Raw genomic sequence first — 26126 nt, 5'->3', positions numbered from 1 at the left:
TTGTCATGCTGGAAAATCTATTTAAGTGGTTTAAAGGGCAGTTTGTTTCAATGGATGAGCCTGTTAACGTGAACGAAATTATTGAGTTCGAAAACCAAATTTTAAGTTTACATGCTCAGGTAGACGATATCAGAGCCGGTGAAGCGCAACTTGTAGCTAAAATATCCATTCAGCAACAACTGCTACACGCAATTAAACAAGATATTGAACAAACTAAAAGCAAAGCAATTAATGCTGATTCTTTGAAACAAAATGCTCAGGCCTTGGATTTTGCAGAGCAAGTAAATCTGCTTATCGATAAACAAAATGCCGAGACACAGCAGTTAGATCAATACGAACGCGCACGTCAAAAGATAAAAGACAGTACTGCTTCACTCATGCAACAAATTGAAGTTTTGAACAAAGCGTTAGCTGAGGTAAAGAAAACTGACCTAACACATAAAACGCATTTACACCTTAAACATCACAATAAAGACTAAAAAAGGTTTTTATCGAAGATATACACAGATAAAGACTTCTTTTATTCGCCATTCAAAATACTCTATACTTACCCGTATTGGAAAATCAAAAGCCCTTAAGGAGTGAGTATGCTTGAGTTTCTTTTCTCAGATCAAAATACGGTATTTTTAGTTGCTATCGGTATAGTTTTACTTGTTGGCATACTTGAGGGATTAGGATTACTACTAGGATTAAGTATATCCGCATTATTTGACAATATTTCACCTTTCGAACTTGATTATGAAGTCGATGTAAGCACTGGCATAACCGAAGGCGGATTGACTCAATTTTTGGGTTGGTTGAGCCTTAATCGCTTACCCTTAATGATTTGGATCTTGCTTTTTTTATGTTGTTTTTGCATTACTGGGTTTAGCGCAAATTTTATTTCACTCAGCATATTTGGCGGGCTTATCCCCCCAATTATTAGTATTCCCGCTGCATTTTTTATAGGTTTAGTCTTAACGGGACGCATTGGTATTCCACTGGCTAAACTGATGCCAAAGGACCAAAGCTCAGCGATTGGTAGCGATACCTTTGGTGGTCGTATAGCGACAATCACAACGGGCACCGCAAAAGTGGGCTCACCCGCTGAAGCGAGCTTTGTTGACGATTTTAAACAAAAACATTATGTAATGGTTGAACCATTAGAAACTGAACACGAGTTTGGTCAAGGCCAACAAGTTGTACTCGTCCAAAAAGGACCTAACGGCTGGCAAGCAACCAGCTTTTAATTTAGACAATAAAGGAATAAAAAAATGGAACAATTAAATAGCAGTAGTACCGTATTCGTTTTGCTGATGATTGGTATAGGTATTGTTGGCTTTCTTGTTGTAGGTTTAGTCTTTGCAAAGTTATACACGCGCGCAACTAAAGAAACTGCATTTGTCAGAACCGGACTTGGTGGCGAAAAAGTCATTAAAGATGGTGGCGCAATCGTGTTGCCAATCGTGCACGAAACAATCCCCGTAAATATGAATACTTTGCGCATTGAAGTTGAAAAGACGCAAAAGGATGCATTGATTACCAAAGATAGAATGCGTGTTGATGTGAAAGCTGATTTTTACTTGCGCGTTGCCCCTAATGCTGATGGTATTTCGATGGCCGCCCAAACATTGGGTACACGAACTACACGTGCTGAAGAAGTCAAAAAGCTGATGGAGTCTAAGTTTGTTGATGTATTACGCGCCGTTGCTGCTGAAATGACAATGACAGAAATGCATGAACAACGTGCTGATTTTGTGCAAAAAGTCCAGCAAAGTGTGGCCAATGATCTTGAGAAAAATGGCTTAGAGCTTGAATCGGTATCCTTAACGGGTTTTGACCAAACTGATTTAGAGTTTTTTAATGAAAACAATGCGTTTGATGCCGAAGGTAGAGCCAGATTGGCAAAAATTATCGAAGAAAAACGCAAAGAAACAAATGACATTGAACAAGAAAACCGCGTTAAGATTGAGCAGCGTAATTTAGATGCTGAGAAACAATCACTTGATATCAAGCGTGATGAAGAAGAAGCACGATTAACACAAGAACAAACCTTAGCGTTTAAGCGTCAAGAGCAACGTGCTGAAATTGCGAAGCAAAGAGAAAATAAAGAACGTGAAGAGCGGGAGGCTGAAATTGCTAAGAATCGAGCCATTGAAGCCGCCGAGATTGAGAAATCAAGAGAAATTGAGACACAAGAAATTGCAAAGCGCCAAGCCTTAGAACAAGCTCGTATTAGACAACAACAAGAAGTTGAAGTGGCAGAGCAGGTTAAACAGATTGCAGTTGCGGTAAAATCAGAAGAAGAGTCTGCTGCAAGAGCAAAAGCAGCCGAAGCGGAAAAAACCAAAGTTGAGAAAGAAGAAGCAGTAACAACTGCTAGACAAGTCGCTAGCGCTAACCGACTTAAAGAAATTGAAGTCATTGATGCCAAAAAAGAAGCAGAACGAGAAGCGGTCGGTATTACCGTAGAAGCTGAAGCAAAAAGAGACGCCGCACAAAATACCGCACAAGCAATTTTGACAGAAGCAAAAGCGAACGCGGATGCGAAAATCTTGCAAGCAGAAGCCGATGAAAAAGTATTATCGGTTGAAGCTGCCGGTAAGCAAGCATTACACGAAGCTGAGAATACGCTCAAAGACGAGCAAATTGCATTACAACGTTCGCTCGCGATTTTAAGAATCTTACCGCAAGTGGTCGAAAATGCTGTCAAACCGTTAGAAAACATTGATGGTATTAAGATTCTGCAAGGCTATGGTACTGGCAGTGTTACTGATGCAAACGGTAGCACAATATCGAACGCTGGAGGTTCGATTGCAGAGCAAGTAACAGGTGCAGCATTAAACTACAGAGCAAATGCACCGGTAGTCGATGCGCTTTTACAAGAACTAGGATTGGTTGAATCTGGTAAAGGAGGATTAGAGGATTTGGTTAAGGGAAACAGTCCATTATTAACGCCAACGTTTGACCATAAACAAAATGAGGGACAAACGAATGAAGATACAGACCATTAATAGTTAATGTATCTAGCAACGAGGCCGAAATAAGAGATTATTTCGGCCTTTTTGTTATAGGTCTTTTTATTCTTATCTAAGAGGTTCTTTTGTCACGTTTACTTGCGCTAATACTTATCTTGTGGGCTTTTGGGAGCGAAGCGCAAGAGCCAGTGCCCCAAACGCAACAAGAAGCCGTCCAAATGATCACGGATGTTTCTGAAGATCATGGCATTTCGCCTCAAGAACGTATAAATCAGTTACAAGCAATAGCGAATATTAGCAAAAGCCGCAATTGGCTTAAGGCATACATGCGCTCATTGCTTAGGCAAGGCACCATACATATGGCATTAGGAGATGCCAATCAGGGACAAATGCTAATCAAGGAATTAAGCGCAATAGAGCAAAGTGTTAACGATTTTGGCTTAACTACACAATTTATGGCGTTACAGCTTAGTATCGATGGTTTACTTGGTAAAACGGAAAACATTGTCGAACGACAACAAGCAGTCCTAGCACGATTGGCCCGACTGGAAAATAGCAAAGACCTCGCAAGTATTTACGTTCACGTTGGCTATAGTCAATTAGATAGTGGCCAAACTACTGCAGCGGTTGACTCGTTGACAAAAAGCTACGAATTATTTCAGTCTGTAGGGGACGAATATAATGCTAGTGCCATTTATTCTGCTCTAGGGACTAGCTATGGGCAAATGCGAGACCACGAAGCTGCCATTAAGTATTTCAGTTTAAGCTTACAATATTCAACACAAAAAAATAATCAAATCGATATGGCTATTGATACTTATAATTTGGCACAAGAGTATTTCTGGGCCAATAAATTAGAAAAAGCAAAAGAGTTAGCCAATTCAGCACTGATAATACATAAACAGCAAGACGACGAACAAGGCTCGGTTTATCCAGTTAGATTATTAGCCGATATTGCCAGTGCCGAGTCTCGGCATGACGAAGCACTAGACTTATATTCATCCATTATTGATATAGTAGAAGACTCTGGAAATGTGAAGTTTTCCATAGAAGTGTTGTTTGGAATAGTGGAAACAAGCATAGGCTCAGAAGACTTCGCGATGGCTCAGGAAAAACTTCAGACTATTAAGGATATTCTGTCGCCGCTTTCTTTGTTGAATTATGACGCCTATTACCTTTGGCTAGAAGCCGAATTAGCTTATGCAACTGGTCAATACAAAGAAGCATATGACAAGCAAGAAGAAGCTTATCGTGTAGAGCAAGAATATAACGCGCAGACGCAACGTGAGGAATTACAGAAGTATCAGGTTGCTTTTGATACCGAACTTCAACGGGCAAATAATGATGCTTTACAAAAAGAAGTTGAACTCAATGCCTTAAGACTAAATGAGCAAGAACAAAACCAAAAAATTTGGTTATTGGTGACTGTCCTTGTTTCATTATTGTTAGCGTTCGTATTGGCTTTACTTTATTGGCAAATTGGTAGGCGAAATAAATTCAAAACGATGGCGCTAAAGGATGAGCTAACAGGCGCACCAAATAGAAGAGCTATTTTGCAATATGCTGAAACTCAGTTAAAACAAGCTGCTAATATTAAACAGAAAGTAGTGCTTGTCTTGATAGATCTGGATTTCTTTAAAAACATAAATGATCAATATGGCCATGATATTGGAGACGAAACGCTTCAATCATTTGTGGTAGCTTGCGAGAATACCCTACGAAAACAAGATCGTTACGGTCGTTTTGGTGGAGAGGAATGGCTTATTGTGCTGCACGACACAGATGAGGCGTTTATCGAAGTATTATTCACGCGGCTACGTGATAGCTATAATCAGCATAAGCCTCAAATTATACATGATGAGGAGTTGACCTTTTCTATGGGGGTTGCTTGGTCTTCATCTCACGATGACAAAAGTATACGATCATTGCTTAAAGTAGCAGATGCAAAGCTATATCAAGCTAAAAGCGCAGGTAGAAACCGGTTTGTAATATAGTGCTATTGGTAATTTGTTTCATACTTTTTAAAAATAGCATCTAACTCGCCACTTTCGTTAAGTGTAAAAAAAGCAACATCAAACGCTTTTTGAAAATCATAGGCAAAAGGAAACTTGCCTGCTTGAATGCCATTTTCTGAATATCCAATATGCACCGAGTTTACAGATAAAATATTGGCGATAAACAATTTGTCTAAGTCAGCCATTTGTTTTTTATCACGCAAATATATCAGCGTTTGTTGATAAGTCGCTTTTTCAAAAAGTGTACATTCGACAATTTCATTATATACGCCAAGCAGTGCTAAGTTTGTATTGGGAAATTCAAAAAAACTAAGGTTATTGATAGAGCGCAAGGCTTTTCTTGAGCCCAGCCACCCATCATAACCTGCAATATTGCCAATTTTAAATTGACTGTAGTCTTTGGGCCATTCTTGGGGTGGTTCTTTCACCAAATTGGCATTGCATACGGTTACAATCGTTTCATAATTGATAGGATATGAATAAGGGTACATATAAGGCCAATCATGACCATGAAAATAGACACCTAGCAAACCAATGCTCTGTCCCGCGCGAACCTGTGCTTTTCCTTTGTTCCAGTTGATGGGCTCTAAACTGATTGAATACTGTGGTAATTGTTCATCTACTTTTTTGACTATGTCGACTAACAATCCTTTATGTTTACCATCTTCAAGATAGCTATAAGGCCTAAATGCATTATCTGCAAGTAATGCAACCTGTGTAGCAGAGTCGATATTATTCACTGGTGTATCTTGTGTTTGCACACTCGTAGTGTTTTCTAATGCAAAAACAGATGGGATAATAAACGCTACAACAAGAGAGCATTTTGTTATCTGTTTACTGCAATAACTTATTAGAGAATTATTCAATTTCACGGGTACGCAGTGATTCAATATAACGACATTGTGAGGCATTTTGGGCTATAGTGTAAAGTGTATTCATAATTTTTGGACATAAAAGCAATAATGAAGTTTTTTCTGGGCTTTCTTTTGAGTGTTATTGCCTTTGAGGTGTTTGCCGACTCACAAGTTGTGGTTTGGGAGCGAAATTATGAAAAACCATTTTTACAAGCGAGCTTACAAAATTTAGCTGAGTCCGGTGATAGAAACTTTGGTGAGATTAGCTATGTTCCCTCAGATGAACTAGAACAAGAGCAAGCGTTTATCGCATTAGCTGAAGGTTCTGTCGATATTGTGATTGCAGGGGCTGATAGCAAAAGAGAAGCAGAACACTTCGTGATATATGTTCCTTTAGATAGAGGCTTACTTGGTTTTCGGCTTTGTTTGATTAATCAATTGAACAATAAATTTGACGGTATTCGGACTTCTCAACAATTTATTCAAAGAGGCTTTTCGATTGGCTTAGGAGCCGCCTTACCAGATCGTTATATATATGAACAAAACGGCTTTAAGGTTGTAACAAGCCCAATCTATGAACGTTTGTTTACCATGTTAAATGAACAAGAATTCGATTGCTTTTCACGTAGCGTTAATGAAATTGCATATGAGCTTGAGCGCTATGCCTATGACAATATCGATGTTGATGACAAGGTTGTTTTTGTCTATCCAAATGCGGATTTCATCTATATTAATAAAGCAAAACCTGAGCTTTACGAACACCTCAAAGCAGCGATGGAGATTACACTTGATAACGGTAGCTTTTATGACTTGTTTAAAACTCACTACCAAGACGTAATGTTGCAGCAAGGTGTCTATCAAAGAAAGCTTATTGTATTAGATAATAAGCGAATATCTGACAAAGCATTAGCCGCCATCAACCAATATGGTATAGCAAGCTTTGTAAATACTCAGTAATCTTTTGTTCGCTAAATTTTAGCCGACAAAGACAATTTTCATACTAAATCCCTGCAGCATGATAGCCTGCTGTGTGACAAAGCTATCTATTTGTAGCCTATCGGAATCCCACACCTCAACCTTGGTCGACGTCATAAAGCCAAAAGGCAAGGGCATTTGGTGTATATCAAATGATAAATTTATAGCAACAAAGGCGCGTTGCTTTCCCATTGTGCGACTGTAGGCAAAAACCTGTTGTTCCACATTGAAATAATATACCTTTACTTCACCATTATTTAGCACAGGATACTGTTTCATCAGAGCTTCTAAAGAGTTTACAGGCTTGTTAATTGACGCTAGTTGAAAGTTATCCTCTACGTTCACATAATTATCACTTGATAGGCTGATTTGGTGCATCATTAACAACGCGATTTGCTTGAGGTAAATCTCTTGTTTGGCAGGATGAAATTGATTAAATTCAGCAAGCTTAAGGGTTTCAATCAAAGATATACTCGAAGAAGTGTTGCCCTGGACCTTTGCATTTCCAACAATAAAAGCGCTTTCGATAGAGCTAACCAGTTCTTCTAATGCGCTTGGGTTTTGTTTGATGAAGACCTGCTCGGATGCATCAAGCCATGGCTGAAAATAAGTATTATCAGGTAATATAGCGACGGTTTTATTGGCATCAATATTTGGTTGACAGGCGATAATGCTACAAGCTGTCAACACAAATAGTATGTACGCTGCATGACGCGCAAAAATAGCCATCTTTAGCGCTTACTTGTTTTAGGCTTTTGTGCCGTAATTATATAGTAGCCATAGTCGAAACGATGCATACCAATAACAATTCCCATCAAAGGCGCAATCAAATGCTGTTTTTGAGTACTCAATTTACCTTTTTTAAATAAGATACTGCTGACAAAATACTTAATAGATACCCAAGGCACATGCAACACGCTGGGCAAAACACGCCACGATGCTTCTTCTACTTTAAGGTTTTCAAAGCCTGCATTTTTCATTGCGCCAACAAAATCATTTATATTGGCAAAGGTATCTACAGACCATCCTTTACATACTAGTTTGAAGGCTTTTTCGAAAATTGGATTGCTCTTTACTTTTTTCTAAAACCATCGGCAACTACTAATTTAGCGCCTGGTTTTAACACTCTAAAAGCCTCATTTATAAAGCTTGCTTTGTCGGTATTGTCTGCATAACAACTGCTTTCAATCGCATAAGCAGCATCAAAACTATCGTTACAAAAAGGAGTATCTCGATAGTCGATTAAGTTAATACTTATCCTATGCTTGATGTCAGTACCTAGCGTCAAGGTTTGTGCCTTATCTATTTGCCATGGTACAACCGTGATGCCTGTAACATAACTATATGGGTATGATTGAGCGCAATAACGAGCAGTGGCACCTACTCCGCACCCCATGTCTAATACTTGTGATACGGCATCTTGGGTGATAGATAATCTGTTCAGAATCTGCTTATTCATCTCAATTAATAATTCTTCGCGCTGAAATGGGTTTACTCCTTTGCGAAAGTAACCAAAATGCATATTAAAATTAGGGCTCCATGGCTCATAGTCTAGGCCGACTTCAGAGTAATATTGAATAATGTCTTCAGATACATTTGTACTTGTTTGTCTAGTCTTGTTATTACGATTTGCCCTAAGACCAATGGGAGTCACAGTATCTTTCATATCAAATCATTCCTTCAATGAATTAATGCTTATTAGGGAGAAACTTTGTTATTTTGGCGCCCATTTTAATAATTGAATGCAAACTGGAAGTGGGAAGCCTATTAAGTTGTTCATACCATTTAGTCAGCGTAGATAAAAACACTCGCATTTTGATGATCTGCTGTTTTGTGACATCTGGCGTTATGCTGTCGTTTGCCATTTGGGTCTCGCAGTCTTGCAGCATTGCCATAATGGGGTCTATTTCGCGCTTTTTGCGCTGCTGGGCAATGGTTTTAAGCATTTCCCAAGTGTCGCCTTTTACGATGAAGTGATCGCTTCGGTCGCCCAATCTAGATTTGACCGATATTAAATTCCAACTAAGTAGTTCTTTAATACTATTGCTGGTATTTGAACGTGCAATATTTAAGGTGGAAGATATCTGCTCAGCATTTAAGGGAGTTTGCACAAGGTAGAGCAAAGCATGAATTTGAGAAACACTTCGATTGACACCCCAGCGCGTGCCCATTTCTCCCCAATGAAGGATATATTGCTCCATGACGGGGCTTAAAGGCACAGTATTTGAGCCATTTGTAGATTTTTTATTATCTATTTGCATAGTTAGCTACACTTATTTCTGTTATTACAGAAATAAGTGTAGCTAATAGATCGTGTTAGCGCAAATTAATACGATTTAATGATTGTTATTGGGTGACTTTCTACTATAATGTGTGAATAGGAATAATTATCATTAACATACACAATCAACTTAAGTATACTTATCGGAGAATCACCTTTTGAAACTCAAGCTTAGCGTTCTTACTTGCGCTCTTATCTCATCAAACCTAGCTTTCGCCGCAAGTACGTCAATTGTAGATAGTACCGAAGAGCTCGAAGTTATCACAGTTTCAGGCCAGTATTTGTCTAGCAGCGAGTCAAATGCAATAAAAACGCCTACACCTATTATCGATGTACCTCAAAGCCTTTCTATTATCACCGCACAGGATATTACTTTGCGTGGTGTGACGAGCATTGGTGAGTTAATAGATTATACGCCAGGTGTTAATACTTCTCAGGGAGAAGGGCACAGAGACTCAGTCGTATTTAGAGGTATTCGTTCAACAGCAGATTTTTTCATGGATGGTAATCGTGACGATGTGCAATACTACCGAGCGTTATACAATGTTGAGCAAGTAGAAATCCTTCGTGGCCCCAATGCCTTGTTATTTGGACGTGGTGGAACGGGCGGGATCATTAATCGTGTCTCTAAAAAAGCAACACTAAACGATGAGTTTTCAGCTTATAAAGCAGCATTTAATACGTTTGGAGGTATCAACGGCGAGATTGATACAAACTTTGCCACTGGAGATGACTCAGCTGTTCGCATAAATGCAATGTATGAGCAACTTGAAAATCACCGTGACTTTTTTGATGGTGAGCGTTTGGGCTTTAACCCAACAGCACGCATTGAACTTAGTGATAACACCTTACTAGATTTGTCTTACGAGTATATTAATCATGAGCGTTTTATCGATAGGGGTATCCCTACTGACGCAAATGGCAGACCCGTCGAAGCGCTTGAAGATGTTGTGTTTGCAGACCCTGATAATAACTATCATGAATTAGAAGCGCATGTATTTAGAGCCAATATAGACCATCAGTTTTCTGATAACATGAAAGGTAACTTTAGCGCTTTTTACGGCGATTATGATAAGGTTTATGCAAATTTTTATGCGACTGCTTATGATCAAGCTAGCAATGTAGTAGAGTTAGATGGTTACATCGACTATACCGTACGTGATAGCCTAATTTTATCTGCAACGTTAGTAAACGAGTTTGAAACCGGTAGTTTTGGTCATACTTTACTAGTAGGTGGGGAGTATATTCAAACCGGCTCTGATCAGAGCAGATTTAACCCAGTGTTTAGCTCGACCATGGATGATCGTGAAAGCTTCATTGCGTCACGCCCACTCAATTTTCGGGCATTTAGTGGTGTTAATGCCACTGGTGAGGCAATTACAACTGCATTTACAGATTTTAATGACGATACCCGAGTCAATTTAGACACCTACTCATTATTCATTCAAGATGAAATCGAAGTTTCAGAGCACCTTGATATTGTGATCGGTGCACGTTTTGATAGCTTTGATATTGAAGTGTTTAATGCTGATCCTGCTGTACTTGAAACTCGCTCTCGTAAAGATCAAGAAGTGTCGCCTCGCGCGGGTATTATCTATAAACCCCAAGAAAACATTTCTATTTACGCCAGCTATAGCGAATCGTTTTTGCCAAGAAGTGGGGAGCAATACGCCAATATTAATGGTAGCAACAATCAACTTGACCCAAATACATTCTCAAGCCAAGAGATTGGCTTAAAGTGGGATTTTACAGAGGCATTAAGTTTCACAGCAGCAATATTCGAAAACGAGCAAAGTTCTCCTCAAGTAGCAGACAGTGATCCTTCGACATTGGACGTGATTGATTCACAAATATCGGGGTTTGAATTACAACTATTAGGTGAGCTTAGCGAAGACTTGTCGATATCGCTTAATTATAGTCACTTAGATGGGGAAATTGTTGATCGCAACGGACCAACAGGATTATCCCCTCGTGAGTTACCTGAAAATACATTTTCTGCATGGGGTGCCTATCAAGTAAGCGACGTATTTGGTATCGGTCTTGGTGTGACTTATCAAGATGAGAGTTTTATCAATAACAGTAATAGCGCTAAATTACCAAGTTACACCAGAGTAGATGCGAGTGCTTTTTATGATGTTTCAGATGATTTACGTTTGCAGGTTAATATCGAAAACCTCACTGACGAGCTGTATTTCCCTAACGCTCACTCTACCCATCAAGCAACAGTGGCAGCGCCTATAAATGCGATGTTCTCTGTAGTGGGTTCCTTCTAATTCGGTTTGTTAAGGCCCTTATTAACAGGGCCTGTTTTACTTATTAACACTTTCAATGTAAGCATCGGTTCCCCATAAGGGTACGGTTGATAGACTATGTTTGTAGCTTCCCGTAGTTTCTTTTGTTGAATATGACACATACATGATGGTTTGCGAGGAAGCATCAAATATCCTACGTACTTTCATGTTTTTAAAAAAGATACTTTTTGATTTTTTAAAGACGACCTCGCCTGACGCTGATTTATCAATTTGTTCAATCATTTGTTTGGTGATTTCACCTGTCTGCCTACACGCAATAGAACTATCGGAAGGGTCTGATAAGTCTAGGTTCGCTTCAATGCTTGAAATGTGACATGTGATCCCGGTAATTATAGGGTCTTGCAAGGCATCAAGCTTAATATCTTTTGTGGTAAATACCCCCAAAGATACATCACCCACTTCATTATCTGCACAGCCCATTAAGCTTAGTGTCATTGCGATTAATCCTAACCATTTTTTCATTTTGAAATCCCTAATAGACGTCAGTTAGTGCCAAAGATATAAGCACATCATAAACTTTAATATATGCCTTGTGCTATGCATACACAAGGACTATCCTTGCGCCGTTTAGTAATTAAAGTGTCGGAGTATTAGTCGGCATCAATACAGTTTGGAGTACTTATGTTTGATATTTTAGCAGCCGCGACAATGCTGTTTTTAATCATGGATCCTATGGGCAATTTACCGATTTATATGTCGGTATTAAAATCTTTAGATCCAAAAAGAAGAACATTCGTCATTTTCCGTGAGCTTTGTATCGCCCTTGTGATCTTGTTTGTTTTCTTATTTAGTGGTCAAGCCTTACTAGAATTCTTACAAGTAGAACAAGAAACAGTGAGCATTGCTGGCGGCATTATTTTATTTTTAATTGCGATCAAAATGATCTTTCCAAAAACCAGGTGGGATCATGAATTTACCTGAAGGTGAAGAGCCGCTTATCGTGCCGTTGGCGGTGCCTATGATTGCCGGGCCTTCCACTATGGCAGCTTTAATTTTATTGGCGAATCAAGAGCCTAACCGTATGCTTGATTGGAGCATTGCCTTACTACTGGCTTGGGGTTTAAGTGCGCTTATTTTATTGATGTCGGGGTTTTTCCATCGCTTGTTGCAAGATAAGGGCTTGCGAGCAATTGAACGCCTGATGGGCATGATATTAATCATGATTGCTATCCAGATGTTTTTAAATGGCGTGTCGGAATATATTAAACATTTTACCATGTAATTATTGACTAATAATTAGCGAGTTTAACTATGTTTTTTATGACACATAATCACATTTTGTTACGAATCTTATAAATTACAAGGGCTTATAGATTGGTATTGTTCTTGTATACTGTTGGGTAGCAGCTCCAAGAGCCTAATTATCATTAACACCAATATACAAAGGAACGATCATGAAAAAAATATTACTAGCATCAGTTGTCGCTTTACCTATTTTGTTAAGCGGTTGCGTAATATCAATCGATGGAGATAGCGACGACTATTCAAGCTATAGTAGTTGGGAAAAGCGTGAAAGAGAAAATCGAGAATTCATCGCTGATTTAAGCCCAAAGATATCGATGCAAAGTATTAAGGATGAGTTGGGAACGGCCGATTTTAGTGAATCGTATCAGCGTGGTGATGACCAAGTTGTTGTACTTTTTTACCGTACACAACGAACTGACGGTGATGGTGTCACGACCAAAGATGAATGCACGCCATTGGTTTTTAAAAATAATGAATTAATTGGGTGGGGTGAAACCGCTTACCAATCTATCTAAGTATTATGTATCTCGATTAAACCATAACGGCGCAATGTCTTTAGATTTTGCGCCGTTTTCTATAAAAACCTGAGCATTATTCCAAAGCTAACTCGTTGTACATGTCGGTCGTAGTCGATAAGCGAATCACCATAGCCATTAAAGTATTGGAACATATAATCGAAGCGTTCATTTATAGGATAGGTGAAATTAAGTTCTACTCCACTTCTGTTGTCGCTAAATGATAAGTTGTTTCTGATTTTGGCGAATAAGTCGATGTTACCTACTTTATAGGCAAAACCCAGCTCAACTCTGCCGTAGAAATCTAAAATATCTGGGTTGTCATCACCGGTTGGATCCAAGGCGTCGATTTTTTTATCTTCAGGAATGCGATACCAAGTTTTTAAGTAATAGGCGGCATCTTCACTGCTAAAAAGTGCAGTGGCAATTATTCTATTCCAACTTCTAGATTTAAATTGATCTTGGCCATTAGACATATGGTTAAAGCCAATTTGTGCACCATTGAAACGGACCCCAAATACGTCCCACCTTGGTGCCCATTGGTAGAATATTTCTGGCTCGTAGTTTGTTTCTCTAAATGGCTTTGATGCTTCGGAGTTATAGACCTGCCAAAAGGATGTGCTGGTAAACCCAAAGAACACACCGGTGTTACTCTCATCGGGAAGATACAATGGCAGCTGTACACTAATTTGAAATTTCGCTTCGTAGCGATCGACATTCGCGTTATTTAAACCTTCTACGGTAATCGCATTAGGTGAAGTGGTATAGCTGACAGGTAAAATGTAGTTAAACCGATGTTGTGTAATGGCAAATGGGTTGTGATTGGCTTGACTGTCTGCTTTTTCCTTGTCGTCTAACAGGGACTTAGAGTCAGGGTTTGTATTTATGTTCTCCTCAACTGCCTCTTCAAGCTGCTCAATAACACTTTCTTGTTCACTTTGAGCCCAACTAAAGCTAGACAAGGTCAGTAGTAATAAGCTTAATACAGTTAATGAGCGAGGTTTCAAATCAGATTCCTTTGTTTACAGTCAAACAGCGATAATAGTGTATTCAATATTATATATCGGTACTTAGAAATTTGCTTAAGTAAAAAAACACTTGCGTTATGGTGTGCTGGTGATGTATAACACTAATTAACAATTGTCATTACTTATAAGATCATGATGAAAGACTGGGACCAAGATTCTCCGATATATGTTCAACTCTACCAACAAATTGTAGAGCGTATTTTGGATTTCAATATCAAAGAAGGTGAAGCCTTACCCTCTGTTCGGGTGGTAGCAGCTCAATATCAAATTAACCCAATTACTGTGTCAAAGGCTTATCAAATGTTGCAAGACCAAAACATTGTTGAGAAACAAAGAGGTAAAGGACTATTTGTTTTATTAGGTGCGCGCTCAGCATTATTAGCGCGCGAACGAAAGCATTTTATGGAGATTCATTGGCCAGCATTTGTTGAGCAAATGAAGCGTTTGGATATAAAGCCAAATGAGTTACTTATTTCACTTGAGGAGAAAGAATAATGACCTCACTTATTAATATCAAAGGGCTCTATAAAGCATATGGCAAAGATGTCGTTGCCAAGCACATTGACTTAGAAATAAAAAGTGGACAGATTTATGGATTAATTGGTCCTAATGGTGCGGGCAAATCAACATGCTTACAAGCAATGTTAGGTCTTACGTCTTTTACTGGGGAAATAACAGTAGCTGGGCACTGTGTAAGTGCAAAGCGAGAAAAGATGCTAGAGGATGTTGCTTATATATCTGACGTCGCAACCCTTCCAAAATGGCTTAAGGTCAAGCAAGCCATCGAATATGTAGATGGTGTTCATCCTAACTTTAATAAATCAAAGGCCTTGAGTTTTATCGCAAAAACCAATATCCGATTAAGCTCAAAAGTCTCTGAGCTTTCAAAAGGGATGGTGGCGCAAGTACATCTAGCGTTGATACTCGCTATTGATGCAAAAGTATTAGTTTTAGATGAACCGACATTAGGGCTAGATATCCTTACTCGCAGAGAGTTTTATCAGCATTTATTAGAAGAATTTTATACGCAAGAAAAGTGCATCTTAATTACAACACACCAAGTTGACGAGATAGAAAATATCCTGACGCATGTTGCGTTTTTGCGAAAGGGGAAATTGTCTTAGACGCAAGTGTGGAAGATATTAAACAAAACTATCAACTTGTGGTAGTGAGTAATGACGAGGTAGACACTGCGATGCAGCAAAATCCAATTTCAAGTCATTCTATGATGGGTATGACGAGCATGTTATTTGACGATGCGGCAAATAAATCATTGTCTGGGTTAGGAAAGACTAAAAGTGCGAGCTTAGAAGATGTATTTGTTGGCTTGATGGGCAAAAAAGAGGGAAATGTATGAATATGCTAATCAATAGTGTTAATGCTAATTTAAGAAAGGAGCTTTGGGAGTTCAAACGCACCATCATCTGGACCCCAGTGATTTTTGCAACAGTCATTTTTGTTATCGCTTTATTGGCCTTTTTATACGGTGAAGTAAGTCTTGGACGATTTGGTGGCGTAAAAGAGTTTTTTATCGCCATAGGAAACGGTGACGCCCAGCTAGTGAACGCAACGCAAATGAATGCGCTACAATCGATCTTTCAGCCATTTATCGGTCTAAGTCTGTTGGTAAGTATTCACTACAGTCTATCGTGCCTATATGACGAAAGAAGAGACTCATCTGTTATTTTTTGGCGTTCTATGCCGGTCGCAGATTGGCAGACTATTTTATATAAAATATGTATCGCGACGGTAGTGATTCCTATGGTGTTCGTTGGCGTTGCAACGGTACTATATTTGCTTTTTAGTATTGCTTTTTATCTATTTAGTTTCAGCATTTACAATGGGCAAGATTTACCAATGCTAACAGCATGGGGGCAATTCAGTTTTAGTAGTCAATTATTAAGATTATATGGGATGGTGTTTAGCAGTATATTATTTATGCTACCTATTTTAGCGTATCTAATGCTGGCTTCTTTATTAGCAAAGCGCGCCCCATTTTTAACGGCGATATTTCCTATCGGGGTATTATTGTTGGTAGAGATGCTGTTGGTAACATCAGGTATCCTTCCTCAATTTTATGTATTTGACCAATTGCGAGACTATTTTACGCTCAATGGCAGTGGAGCTGACTTTATTGAGTCAACATCAAATATGTACCTAAACAGTGTCTCGGTTTACTCCCTAGCCTTGGCCGTATTATTTTTGGCAGGTGCGATTTATCTGCGAAAACGAAAAGGCAATTAAGCGCAATATAAATGTGACGAATTGGAATCACATTAGCAAGTACTTGTAATTGCTAATGTGATCGCATAACTTACTTCTTTAGTTATCAATATAAGGGATTATGTATGCGATATTCCGTCGTTATTTCAATCATCGTGGCGGTTATTCTCTCTTTCTATGTGGGCTGGCATTCTGCTCTTTATTTCACTCAAGACGAATCTACGGTTGATTTAGTTAAAGACGCCTACACCGCTGTGCCTGTCACACCTGATGTTCCTGCTATTGTCGTTAATGAGCCAGAAAGCGAATTAACTGTGGCTAGCGATATCAGCTTACTTGAGCAACAGGCTAAAAAAGATATTCAGGTATTACAAGCACAATACAAAGCACTTGAACAACGAATGGTTGCAGAACAACTATTTCATTCTGCGCAATATGCAGATTTGCAATCAAAGTATAATCAAGCAAGAGAGACGCTAGAACAACAAGGGCTAGTGCAAGAGACTATTTCTAAAGCCGAAGCTTTGCTTATTCTACCCGAACCTTTTGCAAGTGTGATTGCTAGTACCTCAGGCACAATGGTTGAAGATTTTAAACACCTACAAAGTGAAAAAGAAGACTATGATTGGGCACAACTGATGCAGCAGCGTATTGCTGATTTTTTTATCGTCCATGATGTCGCAAGTGAAATTCGAATTCAGTCGGTTTTGTGCAAAGCTAGCATTTGTGAAATTAGAGGTTTTCAAGATACTTCGCAAAGTGTTCATCAAGTGATGAGTGATATAGCCCGGGAACCTTGGTGGACATTCACGTCTACTCATTCAAGTTCTGCTAATAATGATAAACATGGTTTATATTTTTATATTTTAACTAAACGTCATGCGGCCGAAGGCTAGCGGCTTATTGATATGAGAATAAAAGACCTTACCACACCTTGTTTGTTAATTGATCAAGGTAAAATGCAAGCTAACATCAACAAAATGGCTACTAGAGTATCATCCCTAGGGTGTTTGCTAAGACCTCACGTCAAGACCCACAAGTCTCTTGAGATTACCCAGCAAATTATCGACAAAGGGCATACTAAGGGCATCACAGTCTCAACCCTAAAAGAGGCTGAAGTATTTTTTGAAGCCAAGCATATTGATATCTTGTATGCAGTGGGAATAGTTCCGAATAAATTTGAACGTGCTGCCCAATTAGTGCGTCGGGGATGCCAATTAACGCTTATCTTAGACAGTGAGGAAATCGCCCAGGCTCTGGCAGATTTTGCACAGCAAGCACAAGTCGTGTTTGATGTTCTAATCGAACTTGATATTGATAGACAACGCGCAGGGATAGATCCAAAAGATGAATCAGTGGTCTCATTAGCTAAACAAATCGATGCCTCAACGTCACTCAATTTTAAGGGCTTAATGTCACATTCTGGTGGTACATATAACTGTTTTGACAAAGCCTCTCAAAGGCATTTGGCACAACAAGAGTGTCGTTTGACTCTTTATGCAGTAGAACAACTCAAAGCACACAATATTGATTGTCACACGGTTTCCATTGGTTCAACTCCAGCTTTATTTGCATACGAAGAACTCAGCGGTATCACTGAAGTACGAGCTGGGGTATATGTGCTGTTTGATTTAGTGATGGCCGGCTTAGGTGTGTGCAATAAACAGGATATTGCAGTGAGTGTATTAGGCTCTATTATTGGTTATAAGAACAATGACAACAAAGTATTAAGTGATGCTGGTTGGATGGCAATGTCTCGCGATAGAGGCACTGCCTCTCATCATGTTGACCAAGGCTACGGTATCGTGTGTGACGTACAATCAGTGCCAATCACCGACCCAACAAATACAAATGAAGCTATTATCGAGTCAGCAAATCAAGAGCATGGGATTATTGCGTTTAGACCTTCAAACACTACTACAAATAACACAAACGATATTGATCATGATGTTATTCGTCAGTGCTTCCATCTTGGTCAGCTTGTTCGTATTTTACCTAATCATGCCTGTTCTACCGCTGCTCAATTTGATGAGTACTTTTTACTCGACGATGATAAGGTAGTAACCGTTATTACGCCCGTCAGTGGTTGGTAGTATTTTTTGCTTGCTTTGCAGTCTTGTTTGCATGTAGGTTGGTCAAATAGCGCCTAAAAAGGCGCAGGGTATGCGCGCAGAACACTATCTATCTCATCAAGAGCTTCGTCTGGTAAGCTCATATCAAATGCATCAATATTCTCTTTAAGTTGAGGCATTGATGTTGCGCCAATAATTGATGATGTAACGCCGTCGACTTGATCGCACCAAATTAACGCTAGTTGAGATGGTGTAACATTATATTTCTTGGCGATATCAACATAAGCTTGCGTCGCTTCATGAACCCTCGGTTGGTCTCTGAAAATACCGTTTCGCTGTTCAAAGGTCCAGCGACTCCCTTTGGGCAATTGGCCATTTAAGTACTTTCCTGACAGCACACCACCAGCAAGTGGTGACCAAGGAAGGTAAGCAATATCTTCCCACACACAAGACTCAATCAAAAAGGGCCAATCTTTGATATGCAACAAGCTAAATTCATTTTGGATCGACACTGGTGCAGGCATACCAAGCTCATTTGCAAGGTTAAGATAAGTATGAATACCCCAAGTAGTATCATCTGATAAGCCCCAGTGCCTTATTTTACCTTCATCGAGCGCTTTTTTGATACCAGATAGAATATCACGCATATTGGCTTTTTCTTGTTCAACATTAAGTGAGCTGGGTTTTGTTTGATTGGGCCAATGTTTGTTAAAATGTGCTGTTACACGATTTGGCCAATGTAACTGATACACGTCAATATAGTCAGTTTGCAGACGCTCTAAAGAGTCGGTTAACGCCAGTGATACGTTTTTGCCTGTAATAGGGGCATTGTTTCTTACATAAGGAAAGCCATGGCCCGCAATCTTGGTAGCCAATATAATATCTTTGCGTTTCTCTTGGTTTTGACCTAAATAGTTACCAATGAAACGCTCAGTATCACCGTATTTATCGCCACTAGGAGGCACCGGATACATTTCTGCGGTATCAATAAAGTTAACCCCTTGGCCAATTGCATAATCGATTTGCTCATTCGCTTCTGCTTGCGTATTTTGCAAACCCCAAGTCATGCTGCCAAGGCAAACACGTGATACAGACAAATTAGATGAACCCAATGGTGAGTAGCGCATAGATATCCTTTTTTTAGTCTAAGTCATCAGCCTTAAATTGGTGGCCAAGTTTATTCTTTTTGGTGCGTAAGTAGTGTTTATTTTCGTCTGTTACGCCATGATCAATAGCTTTACGTGATTTTACATCAACACCCATGTCTTTAAGCGCTTTGAGTTTTTTTGGGTTATTTGTCATTAACTCAACGTGATTTACCCCAAGTTGCTCAAGCATTAATTGGCATATTGAGTAATCGCGCAGGTCAGCGTCAAACCCAAGGTGCTCGTTTGCTTCAACCGTATCCATGCCTTGGTCTTGTAAGTTGTAGGCGCGGATTTTATTTAATAAGCCAATACCTCTGCCTTCTTGGCGCAAATACAATAAAACGCCTTTGCCATCGTTGATTATATTTTCAAGGGCACGCTCAAGCTGAAATCCACAGTCGCAACGAGTGCTAAATAAGGCATCACCCGTTAAGCATTCAGAATGAATTCGGATGGTAATAGTTTCATCTTCTTCCCATGTCCCATACGACAAAGCAATATGTTCTTGGTTTGTTTCGGAATCTAAGAAGCCATGTATAACAAAATCACCAAAACGAGTCGGTAATTTTGCTTTACTGATAAATTCATAACGTTGTGGCTTAATGCTCTTTATATTCATTCATGTCTGCTTTATTAACTTCGCATTGCTGATGCAAAGGTTGGGCCTTTTTGGAAAAATTCAATGTTTATGACTACGATAAACGGCATGTGTATGCATCTTTATTTTGAATATCGCTCATAGCTATGTAAAGGCTCGGGTTTGGCAATACAAAACCCTTGAGCAAAGTCTACGCCTAATTTACCTACTTGTACCATTATTTCTTGTGTTTCTACGAATTCTGCAACTGTTTTGATCTGCATTGCTTCTGCAACATCTTTTATTGAAGTGACCATGGCCAAATCAATGGTATCGTGCAAGATATCGCGAATAAAATTGCCATCAATTTTGACAAAGTCGACGGGTAAGTGTTTTAAGTAACTATAGCTTGAAAATCCACTACCAAAGTCATCTAAGGCAAAGTTACAGCCTAGCTTTTTAAATTCGCCAATAAAATCTACGGCGTCTTTCATTCTGATAATGGCCATTGTTTCGGTGATCTCAAAGCAGATTTTTTCATAAGGCACGTCATACTTAGTGAAGGCATTGAGTAGAAAATACTTAAACTCGCTATCAGATAAAGAAGGCCCCGATAAATTGATATTGATTAATGCGATGTGCGCTAACTTTTCTTTGTTTGCTTGCAACCAAGAAAAAGCGAGTTCAACGACGTTTTTGTCTATTTTGTGACTAATGTTGGCTTTATCTGCGCTTGGCATAAAGAAATCTGGCGCAATTAAATCATTATCTGGTGTTCTAAGTCTGACTAGGATTTCAAAATAGTCGTCATCATCAACCGAGTTAAGCGGTCTGTAATGCTGATAAAAAAGCTCAAAAGAACGATTTTTAATAGCGGTTTTAACTTCATTTACCCAATAGAGTTCGTGTTTATATTCAAGGTGTTTACCTTCTTTGTCTTCAAAGTAATAGATTTGGTCCCGACCGCTATTTTTGGCAATTTGGCAGGCGGTATTGGCGGCGCTTAATAACTCTTCAGCATCACCCATTGCATGCTCATAAACAGCAATACCAATACTGACGCTTTGTGAAAATATATGCCGATCCCATTTAAACGTAAACTCTCGTACTTTTTCTAAAATATCCTTTGCTAGTGTATTTAGGTCCTCTTGCCGTTCGAAGTTGATTACCAAACCAAATTGATCGGCACTAAGCCTTGCAAACGCATATTGCTCTTTAATGACATCAAATAGGGCGAGGGAGACATCTTTGATAAACATGTCACCTGCATGATGCCCGCATGTGTCATTGATTATTTTAAACTGATCAATATCTAAAAACATCAAAGCAAAAGTATCTTGATTATCGGCATGCTCACCATGCTGTTTAATGCGTTTATTACTTTCTTGAAGAAAATGCCTTCGGTTATATAAACCCGTGAGTGCATCATGCGTGTTTAGATACTGAAGGTTGGTTTGCTGCAAGCGTCGCTGGGTAACATCAAATAAAGACCCATATTGAAAAGTGTCTTGTCCAATCTGTTTCATTTGACTTGAAATTGAGAACCAGAATTCACTACCATCGTGTTTCTTACCCTTGAGCTCTTTTCCTAACACCGTTTTTTGAATACTCAATTCACCTAATAAAATTTCGGCATCTCGAGCTCTTGCAAAAAGACGAGATATATTAGGGTTATCACTCAAAAAGGCGTCTTGTGAGTGATAAGCAAATAATTCGATAATAGCCGGATTTACATTCAGCAGGTCGCCATTGGGTTTAGCAATAAACAAGCCTTCTGCTGAATGCTCAAATAAATCATCAAATTTTTGTAAGTCTTTGACTTGGATTAGTTTATCTTGAAGTTGTGCACTTTGTACGGACTGTTCTCGGCTGATAATCGCAACGCCAATGACCATTACGCCAATACACGTTAGTGCAAAAGGAAGAGGTGCAGTAACATGCAAGTGACCGGTGCTACTAAAGAAATTAATGATTTCTAAGGAAACCACACCGCCGAGTATTACCCAACCACAAAGATATATACTGACACTTCGCATATCCATACCACGCCTGTATAGCAAAGTAGCAATGATATTACTGCCAAAAAAGACAAACGAAAGAGTTATTAACAGTATCAATTGATAAAAGTCTTGAAGAATAAAAACACCAGCGATTGGAAGCAATAAACATACATAGTGAGTGCCCAGCCAAAGCTTGGGGATAGGTTCAAAAATATTTCGAGTGATTTTTACCGCAGCAAATAGTGTAATTGTCAAACTGATGGCGGCTAATTCTGCGCTTAATGAAGGCAATCGCATGATTGTCGATAATATACCCTCGGCACTTAACATTGTAGTCATTGCGCCGGTTGCCAATACACAAAACCAGAATCTTGCGGGCGCATTTCGTAAGATATACGTAAACAAAAAATAGGTCGCTAGCAATGCGAGACCGCCACTCATTGCGCCTAATAGTATTAGCCGAATTGAAATAGCTTGCGATAATGCATCGGCTTGCCATATTTCGATTGGCACAATCGTGTAGCCATCGTCTTGTATTCTTATATATACCGTGTAAGTCGATTCACTGCGCGAAAGGACATCTAACTTAAAACCCTTATGACTAATATCCAATGAATCAGAGGATGCGACTTGCGAGCGACCACTTTGTACGATTCGCCCTTGTTCGTCTAGTAAAAATGTGTCGACTTGATCTACAAAAACACTTCCAGCAATTAGGGTTAAGAGTTTATTTGCTGATGAGTCGTTTTTGATGGAGAACCGAGCCCATAATACTTGGCCCTTTGGAATGTACGTATAGTCCTGATAGTCTTGCCATTGTGTCAGTTGTTGCACATCTGACAGCAATAGTCCCTCACTGGTAAGGTGAAATTCACTATAAGCTTGCAAGTTCACCACATCATCAAATTGAGTGTCTACTTGTGCTTTAATTTCGTCTGTTTGTGCTTTGATGCTTAGTGAACACAATAAAACCAAACTAAATAACAAAAAAATGAAAAATCGTTGTATTGTCATTCACTTATCTTTGCAAAGTAAGCTAGTTACTTTAATGTTGAGAGTATCTATAGATTAGCTAACAGGACCTCATTTGTCATTGCTTAGCTAAAATAAATATCAATGGAAAACCAATATTTACCATAAGTGCCAATAATACTTTAGCTACTGCACGACAGCGCAATCCCTTTTTCTGCCTGTGATGGCGGCAATGCTAAATGCGCTAAGTCCTCATGTTCATCAAAAGGACGGTTGATGACGCGTAATAAATCTTCAACTCCCGTAAAATTTCCATCATTGGCAAGCGCGATGGCATTTTGCATATGATGATTACGCAAAACGAATTTAGGATTGAGTAATAGGGCATTAGCTTGTGCACGTTGGACGTCAATGGACATTAAGGCCGTTTGATATTGCTTTAACCAATGTTCAATTTTATCTTGCTGCCTAAACATAGAACGAATGTCTGTAAACTTACCATTAGCAATATCGGGTATTGCCTCGCTAATACGCCGTAAATTTATATGAAAATCGGCAAATTCATCCGCCATGATTGACAACAACTCACTTGCTAAGCCTTTTTGTTTATTGGGTTCCACTAAAGGTGAAGCTTTAGGTGGATCTATTCCAAGCCTAGCATTAATGGCTTGTGAGTAAGTTTTTAAGAACATTGGTTCAAAATGAGCCAATCCCTGTTTAAGTTGTGCAATAGACAGTTTGTGAGTGAAAGCTTGGGCAAGCGCATTAAGATTCCATAACGCGATACTAGGTTGCTGATTAAAGGCATAACGACCTTGATGGTCGGATTTATTGCAAATGTATTGGGGAATGAAATCATCTAAAAAAGCATAGGGCCCATAATCAAAGGTAATGCCATGAATGGACATATTATCGGTATTCATAACCCCATGGTTGAAACCATATGCTTGCCATAACGCAACCATTGTGGCGGTTTTCTTAGTCACTTCAATAAACATACTTAAATAAGGGTTTTGGCTGCTAGCGGCTTTCGTAAAATGATGTGAAAAACAAAACTCAAATAAAGCATCGAGCTTGTCGTACTGTTGGGCGTGAAAAAAATATTCAAAATGACCAAAACGAATATGGCTAGGGCAGGTTCTAATCATCATCGCGCCTAGTTCCATTTGCTCTCGCATCACAGGTTCTTTTGAGCTAATCAATGCTAGTGAGCGAGAGCTGGGGATTCCCAAATGATAAAGTGCTTCACCGCCTAAATATTCTCGTATAGTGGAGCGCAATACCGCTCTACCATCGGCATGTCTTGAATACGGAGTTGGGCCGGCACCCTTCAGATGCAAGTCATATAATTTGCCTTGTGAGTCCCTAGTTTCACCAAGCAACAAGCCACGCCCGTCACCTAAATGGGGATTCCACTGGCCAAATTGGTGGCCTCCATATTTTTGTGCAACTGAATTTGCTTGCAATTCACCATCATCCATAAAGAGGCTTTTTAATAGTGCAGTGTCGTCACTAAAATACTCGCTAACATTTAACGCTTGTGCCAATTTTGCATTTGTCATTACAAGCTTTGCTTGCGTGACAGGAAAAGGCTTAACAGGGGAACTAAGCGCCGACAACTCGTGCGCATAATGATGGCTAATTGGCATAAAAATAGTCACTAGTATTGATGATTAAATTACCGTAACGTATACGTAGATAGCTAATATCTAGACTTACTCTACGGATAAAAGATGCAAAATAAACAAAAAAATATTCAGGCGCGATGTAGTCTGAGCTCCACCTTACTTTTTTCGCTGACGCTAATGAGCTTATCGGCTTGCGCAGACAACTCGATTGTAGCAGATGCTAAACAGGGTAAAGCAAAGGCAACTATTTGTGCGCAATGTCATGGTGTAGATGGTATTTCAATTATTCCTATTTATCCTAACCTAGCGGGACAAAAGCAAGGTTATATGGAGTTGCAATTAAAAGCGTTTCGCTCAGGACAGCGAATAAATGCAGCAATGACGCCTCATGCAAAACGCCTAAGCGATCAAGATATTGCGGATTTATCAGCGTATTATGCGCAAATGTCTGCTGATGGTAAAAAAAGCGAAACATCAGCGGGGCAAGAATAAAATTAACTTTCTTGGGTACTTCAATAAATAAAATAATATATTTCAAATGCTTAGCCTTAGCTAAACAGTGATAAACTAATTCTAGTCAGGGTAATCCGAATAGCTTGCTTAGTGGTATAAGACCTATAACTTTTTATAAAGGACTGCCAATGTTTACTTTACACCACCTTAATGAGTCACGCTCTCAGCGCATTGTTTGGTTGCTTGAATTACTGGGACTTGATTATGAAATAAAGGTATATTTTAGGGATGCAACGACAAACTTGGCGCCTCAATCGCTAAAAGATATCCATCCCTTAGGTACGGCACCTATTTTGACCCACCAAGATAAAGTCATTGCCGAGACAGGTGCAATTTGTGAGTATCTTGTGCAACAAGCAGGTAATACTCAGTTACTACCTGAGCGCAGCCATCAAGACTACGCTGATGTACAATTTTGGAATCATTACAGTGAAGGTAGTTTTTTACCACCTCTAATCACCGCGATGGTATTAAACAAGGGTAAGGAAAAGGCAAGTCCATTTTTCATCAAATTTGTGGTTTCAAAATTTGTGGATGCAGTGATGAATGCCTATTTTGGTAAAGTAATTGAAAGAAACTTTACGTTTGTGGAGCAACACCTATCATCCCGAACGTGGTTAGTGTCAGACCAAATCACGCTAGCAGACGTACAAATGAGCTTCCCACTAGAGGCTGTCAAAAAGTCGGGACGTATGGATCAGTTTCCCAATATGCTTGCATATGTTGAGCGACTTCAATCCGATCCGATATATAAGCGTGCAATGGATAAAATGGCGGCCGCTGAAAAAATTGCGAAGTCATAGAAAACTAT

26 protein-coding genes and 1 pseudogene are annotated in these 26126 nt (G+C 39.3%); 16 read left to right on the top strand and 11 right to left on the bottom strand.

Annotation, left to right across the window (positions count from 1 at the left end; genetic code table 11):
* Positions 1-5 precede the first annotated feature (5 nt).
* From ACZ1G6_RS14385 to ACZ1G6_RS14370, 4 genes are all read left to right on the top strand, one after another.
* Positions 6-479: a hypothetical protein gene (locus ACZ1G6_RS14385; RefSeq protein ID WP_472616913.1), complete on the top strand. Its 474-nt coding sequence runs from the start codon at positions 6-8 to the stop codon at positions 477-479.
* 108 nt (positions 480-587) lie between these two features.
* Positions 588-1229, top strand: coding sequence for a YqiJ family protein (locus ACZ1G6_RS14380; RefSeq protein ID WP_472616912.1), 642 nt, complete (start codon positions 588-590; stop codon positions 1227-1229).
* A 24-nt stretch (positions 1230-1253) separates the two neighbouring features.
* A complete protein-coding gene (locus tag ACZ1G6_RS14375; protein ID WP_472616911.1) occupies positions 1254-2993 on the top strand; it encodes a flotillin family protein in 1740 nt (579 codons plus the stop codon).
* A gap of 89 nt (positions 2994-3082) precedes the next feature.
* Positions 3083-4951: a diguanylate cyclase gene (locus tag ACZ1G6_RS14370; RefSeq protein WP_472616910.1), complete on the top strand. Its 1869-nt coding sequence runs from the start codon at positions 3083-3085 to the stop codon at positions 4949-4951.
* Positions 4952-4953: 2 nt separating this feature from the next.
* Here the strand turns inward: ACZ1G6_RS14370 and ACZ1G6_RS14365 are convergent, their stop codons facing one another.
* Entirely contained in the window at positions 4954-5844 is an 891-nt protein-coding gene (locus ACZ1G6_RS14365; RefSeq protein ID WP_472616909.1) for a hypothetical protein, read from the bottom strand.
* Between the two features lie 90 nt (positions 5845-5934).
* Between ACZ1G6_RS14365 and ACZ1G6_RS14360 the strand changes: the two genes are divergently transcribed.
* Entirely contained in the window at positions 5935-6783 is an 849-nt protein-coding gene (locus tag ACZ1G6_RS14360) for a hypothetical protein (RefSeq protein ID WP_472616908.1), read from the top strand.
* Between the two features lie 18 nt (positions 6784-6801).
* Here ACZ1G6_RS14360 and ACZ1G6_RS14355 read toward each other — a convergent pair whose 3' ends face one another.
* The 4 genes from ACZ1G6_RS14355 to ACZ1G6_RS14340 form a co-directional block, all read right to left on the bottom strand.
* Positions 6802-7530, bottom strand: a complete 729-nt coding sequence (locus ACZ1G6_RS14355) for a hypothetical protein (RefSeq protein ID WP_472616907.1) — start codon at positions 7528-7530, stop codon at positions 6802-6804.
* Positions 7531-7532: 2 nt separating this feature from the next.
* Positions 7533-7781, bottom strand: coding sequence for a hypothetical protein (locus ACZ1G6_RS14350; RefSeq protein WP_472616906.1), 249 nt, complete (start codon positions 7779-7781; stop codon positions 7533-7535).
* Positions 7782-7873: 92 nt separating this feature from the next.
* Complete coding sequence (locus tag ACZ1G6_RS14345) at positions 7874-8467, bottom strand: SAM-dependent methyltransferase (protein WP_472616905.1); 594 nt, start codon at positions 8465-8467, stop codon at positions 7874-7876.
* 22 nt (positions 8468-8489) lie between these two features.
* Complete coding sequence (locus ACZ1G6_RS14340; RefSeq protein WP_472616904.1) at positions 8490-9062, bottom strand: GbsR/MarR family transcriptional regulator; 573 nt, start codon at positions 9060-9062, stop codon at positions 8490-8492.
* 178 nt (positions 9063-9240) lie between these two features.
* Here ACZ1G6_RS14340 and ACZ1G6_RS14335 point away from each other — a divergent pair, with 178 nt between their 5' ends.
* Positions 9241-11355: a TonB-dependent receptor gene (locus ACZ1G6_RS14335; protein WP_472616903.1), complete on the top strand. Its 2115-nt coding sequence runs from the start codon at positions 9241-9243 to the stop codon at positions 11353-11355.
* Positions 11356-11391: 36 nt separating this feature from the next.
* Here ACZ1G6_RS14335 and ACZ1G6_RS14330 read toward each other — a convergent pair whose 3' ends face one another.
* Positions 11392-11856 (bottom strand): CreA family protein, encoded by a 465-nt coding sequence (locus ACZ1G6_RS14330; protein WP_472616902.1) that lies wholly within the window; start codon positions 11854-11856, stop codon positions 11392-11394.
* 159 nt (positions 11857-12015) lie between these two features.
* Here ACZ1G6_RS14330 and ACZ1G6_RS14325 point away from each other — a divergent pair.
* Positions 12016-12616, top strand: a pseudogene (locus ACZ1G6_RS14325) (YhgN family NAAT transporter).
* Positions 12617-12788: 172 nt separating this feature from the next.
* The gene (locus tag ACZ1G6_RS14320) at positions 12789-13154 is read left to right on the top strand and encodes a DUF3192 domain-containing protein (RefSeq protein WP_472616901.1); all 366 of its coding nucleotides are present in this window, start codon (positions 12789-12791) and stop codon (positions 13152-13154) included.
* Between the two features lie 59 nt (positions 13155-13213).
* On the opposite strand, the gene ACZ1G6_RS14315 is transcribed toward ACZ1G6_RS14320, so the two are convergent.
* A complete protein-coding gene (locus ACZ1G6_RS14315) occupies positions 13214-14161 on the bottom strand; it encodes a phospholipase A (RefSeq protein WP_472616900.1) in 948 nt (315 codons plus the stop codon).
* A 156-nt stretch (positions 14162-14317) separates the two neighbouring features.
* Between ACZ1G6_RS14315 and ACZ1G6_RS14310 the strand changes: the two genes are divergently transcribed.
* From ACZ1G6_RS14310 to ACZ1G6_RS14285, 6 genes are all read left to right on the top strand, one after another.
* Positions 14318-14677, top strand: a complete 360-nt coding sequence (locus tag ACZ1G6_RS14310) for a GntR family transcriptional regulator (protein WP_472616899.1) — start codon at positions 14318-14320, stop codon at positions 14675-14677.
* Positions 14677-15306 (top strand): ABC transporter ATP-binding protein, encoded by a 630-nt coding sequence (locus tag ACZ1G6_RS14305; RefSeq protein ID WP_472616898.1) that lies wholly within the window; start codon positions 14677-14679, stop codon positions 15304-15306. The genes ACZ1G6_RS14310 and ACZ1G6_RS14305 overlap by 1 nt, the downstream gene beginning before the upstream one ends.
* A gap of 8 nt (positions 15307-15314) precedes the next feature.
* Entirely contained in the window at positions 15315-15539 is a 225-nt protein-coding gene (locus ACZ1G6_RS14300) for a hypothetical protein (protein ID WP_472616897.1), read from the top strand.
* Positions 15536-16426, top strand: a complete 891-nt coding sequence (locus ACZ1G6_RS14295; RefSeq protein ID WP_472616896.1) for a hypothetical protein — start codon at positions 15536-15538, stop codon at positions 16424-16426. The genes ACZ1G6_RS14300 and ACZ1G6_RS14295 overlap by 4 nt, the downstream gene beginning before the upstream one ends.
* A gap of 104 nt (positions 16427-16530) precedes the next feature.
* Positions 16531-17301 (top strand): hypothetical protein, encoded by a 771-nt coding sequence (locus ACZ1G6_RS14290; protein WP_472616895.1) that lies wholly within the window; start codon positions 16531-16533, stop codon positions 17299-17301.
* Between the two features lie 12 nt (positions 17302-17313).
* Positions 17314-18498 carry an alanine racemase gene (locus tag ACZ1G6_RS14285; RefSeq protein WP_472616894.1) on the top strand — a complete coding sequence of 395 codons (1185 nt, stop codon included), beginning with the start codon at positions 17314-17316 and terminating at the stop codon, positions 18496-18498.
* Positions 18499-18551: 53 nt separating this feature from the next.
* On the opposite strand, the gene ACZ1G6_RS14280 is transcribed toward ACZ1G6_RS14285, so the two are convergent.
* The 4 genes from ACZ1G6_RS14280 to ACZ1G6_RS14265 form a co-directional block, all read right to left on the bottom strand.
* A complete protein-coding gene (locus tag ACZ1G6_RS14280; protein ID WP_472616893.1) occupies positions 18552-19604 on the bottom strand; it encodes an aldo/keto reductase in 1053 nt (350 codons plus the stop codon).
* A gap of 13 nt (positions 19605-19617) precedes the next feature.
* Positions 19618-20244 carry a GTP cyclohydrolase II gene (gene ribA, locus ACZ1G6_RS14275; RefSeq protein ID WP_472616892.1) on the bottom strand — a complete coding sequence of 209 codons (627 nt, stop codon included), beginning with the start codon at positions 20242-20244 and terminating at the stop codon, positions 19618-19620.
* A 101-nt stretch (positions 20245-20345) separates the two neighbouring features.
* Entirely contained in the window at positions 20346-23216 is a 2871-nt protein-coding gene (locus tag ACZ1G6_RS14270) for an EAL domain-containing protein (RefSeq protein WP_472616891.1), read from the bottom strand.
* A gap of 140 nt (positions 23217-23356) precedes the next feature.
* Complete coding sequence (locus ACZ1G6_RS14265) at positions 23357-24823, bottom strand: protein adenylyltransferase SelO (RefSeq protein ID WP_472616890.1); 1467 nt, start codon at positions 24821-24823, stop codon at positions 23357-23359.
* Between the two features lie 84 nt (positions 24824-24907).
* On the opposite strand from ACZ1G6_RS14265, the gene ACZ1G6_RS14260 reads away from it, so the two are divergent.
* Together ACZ1G6_RS14260 and ACZ1G6_RS14255 are read left to right on the top strand one after the other, a co-directional pair.
* Positions 24908-25294 carry a c-type cytochrome gene (locus ACZ1G6_RS14260; protein ID WP_472616889.1) on the top strand — a complete coding sequence of 129 codons (387 nt, stop codon included), beginning with the start codon at positions 24908-24910 and terminating at the stop codon, positions 25292-25294.
* Between the two features lie 149 nt (positions 25295-25443).
* Positions 25444-26118: a glutathione S-transferase family protein gene (locus ACZ1G6_RS14255; RefSeq protein ID WP_472616888.1), complete on the top strand. Its 675-nt coding sequence runs from the start codon at positions 25444-25446 to the stop codon at positions 26116-26118.
* Positions 26119-26126: the final 8 nt, after the last annotated feature.

Source organism: Glaciecola sp. HA4-3 (assembly GCF_055693685.1).
Note: the sequence above shows the minus strand (reverse complement) of the source record. Positions and strands in the feature narration are given on the sequence as shown.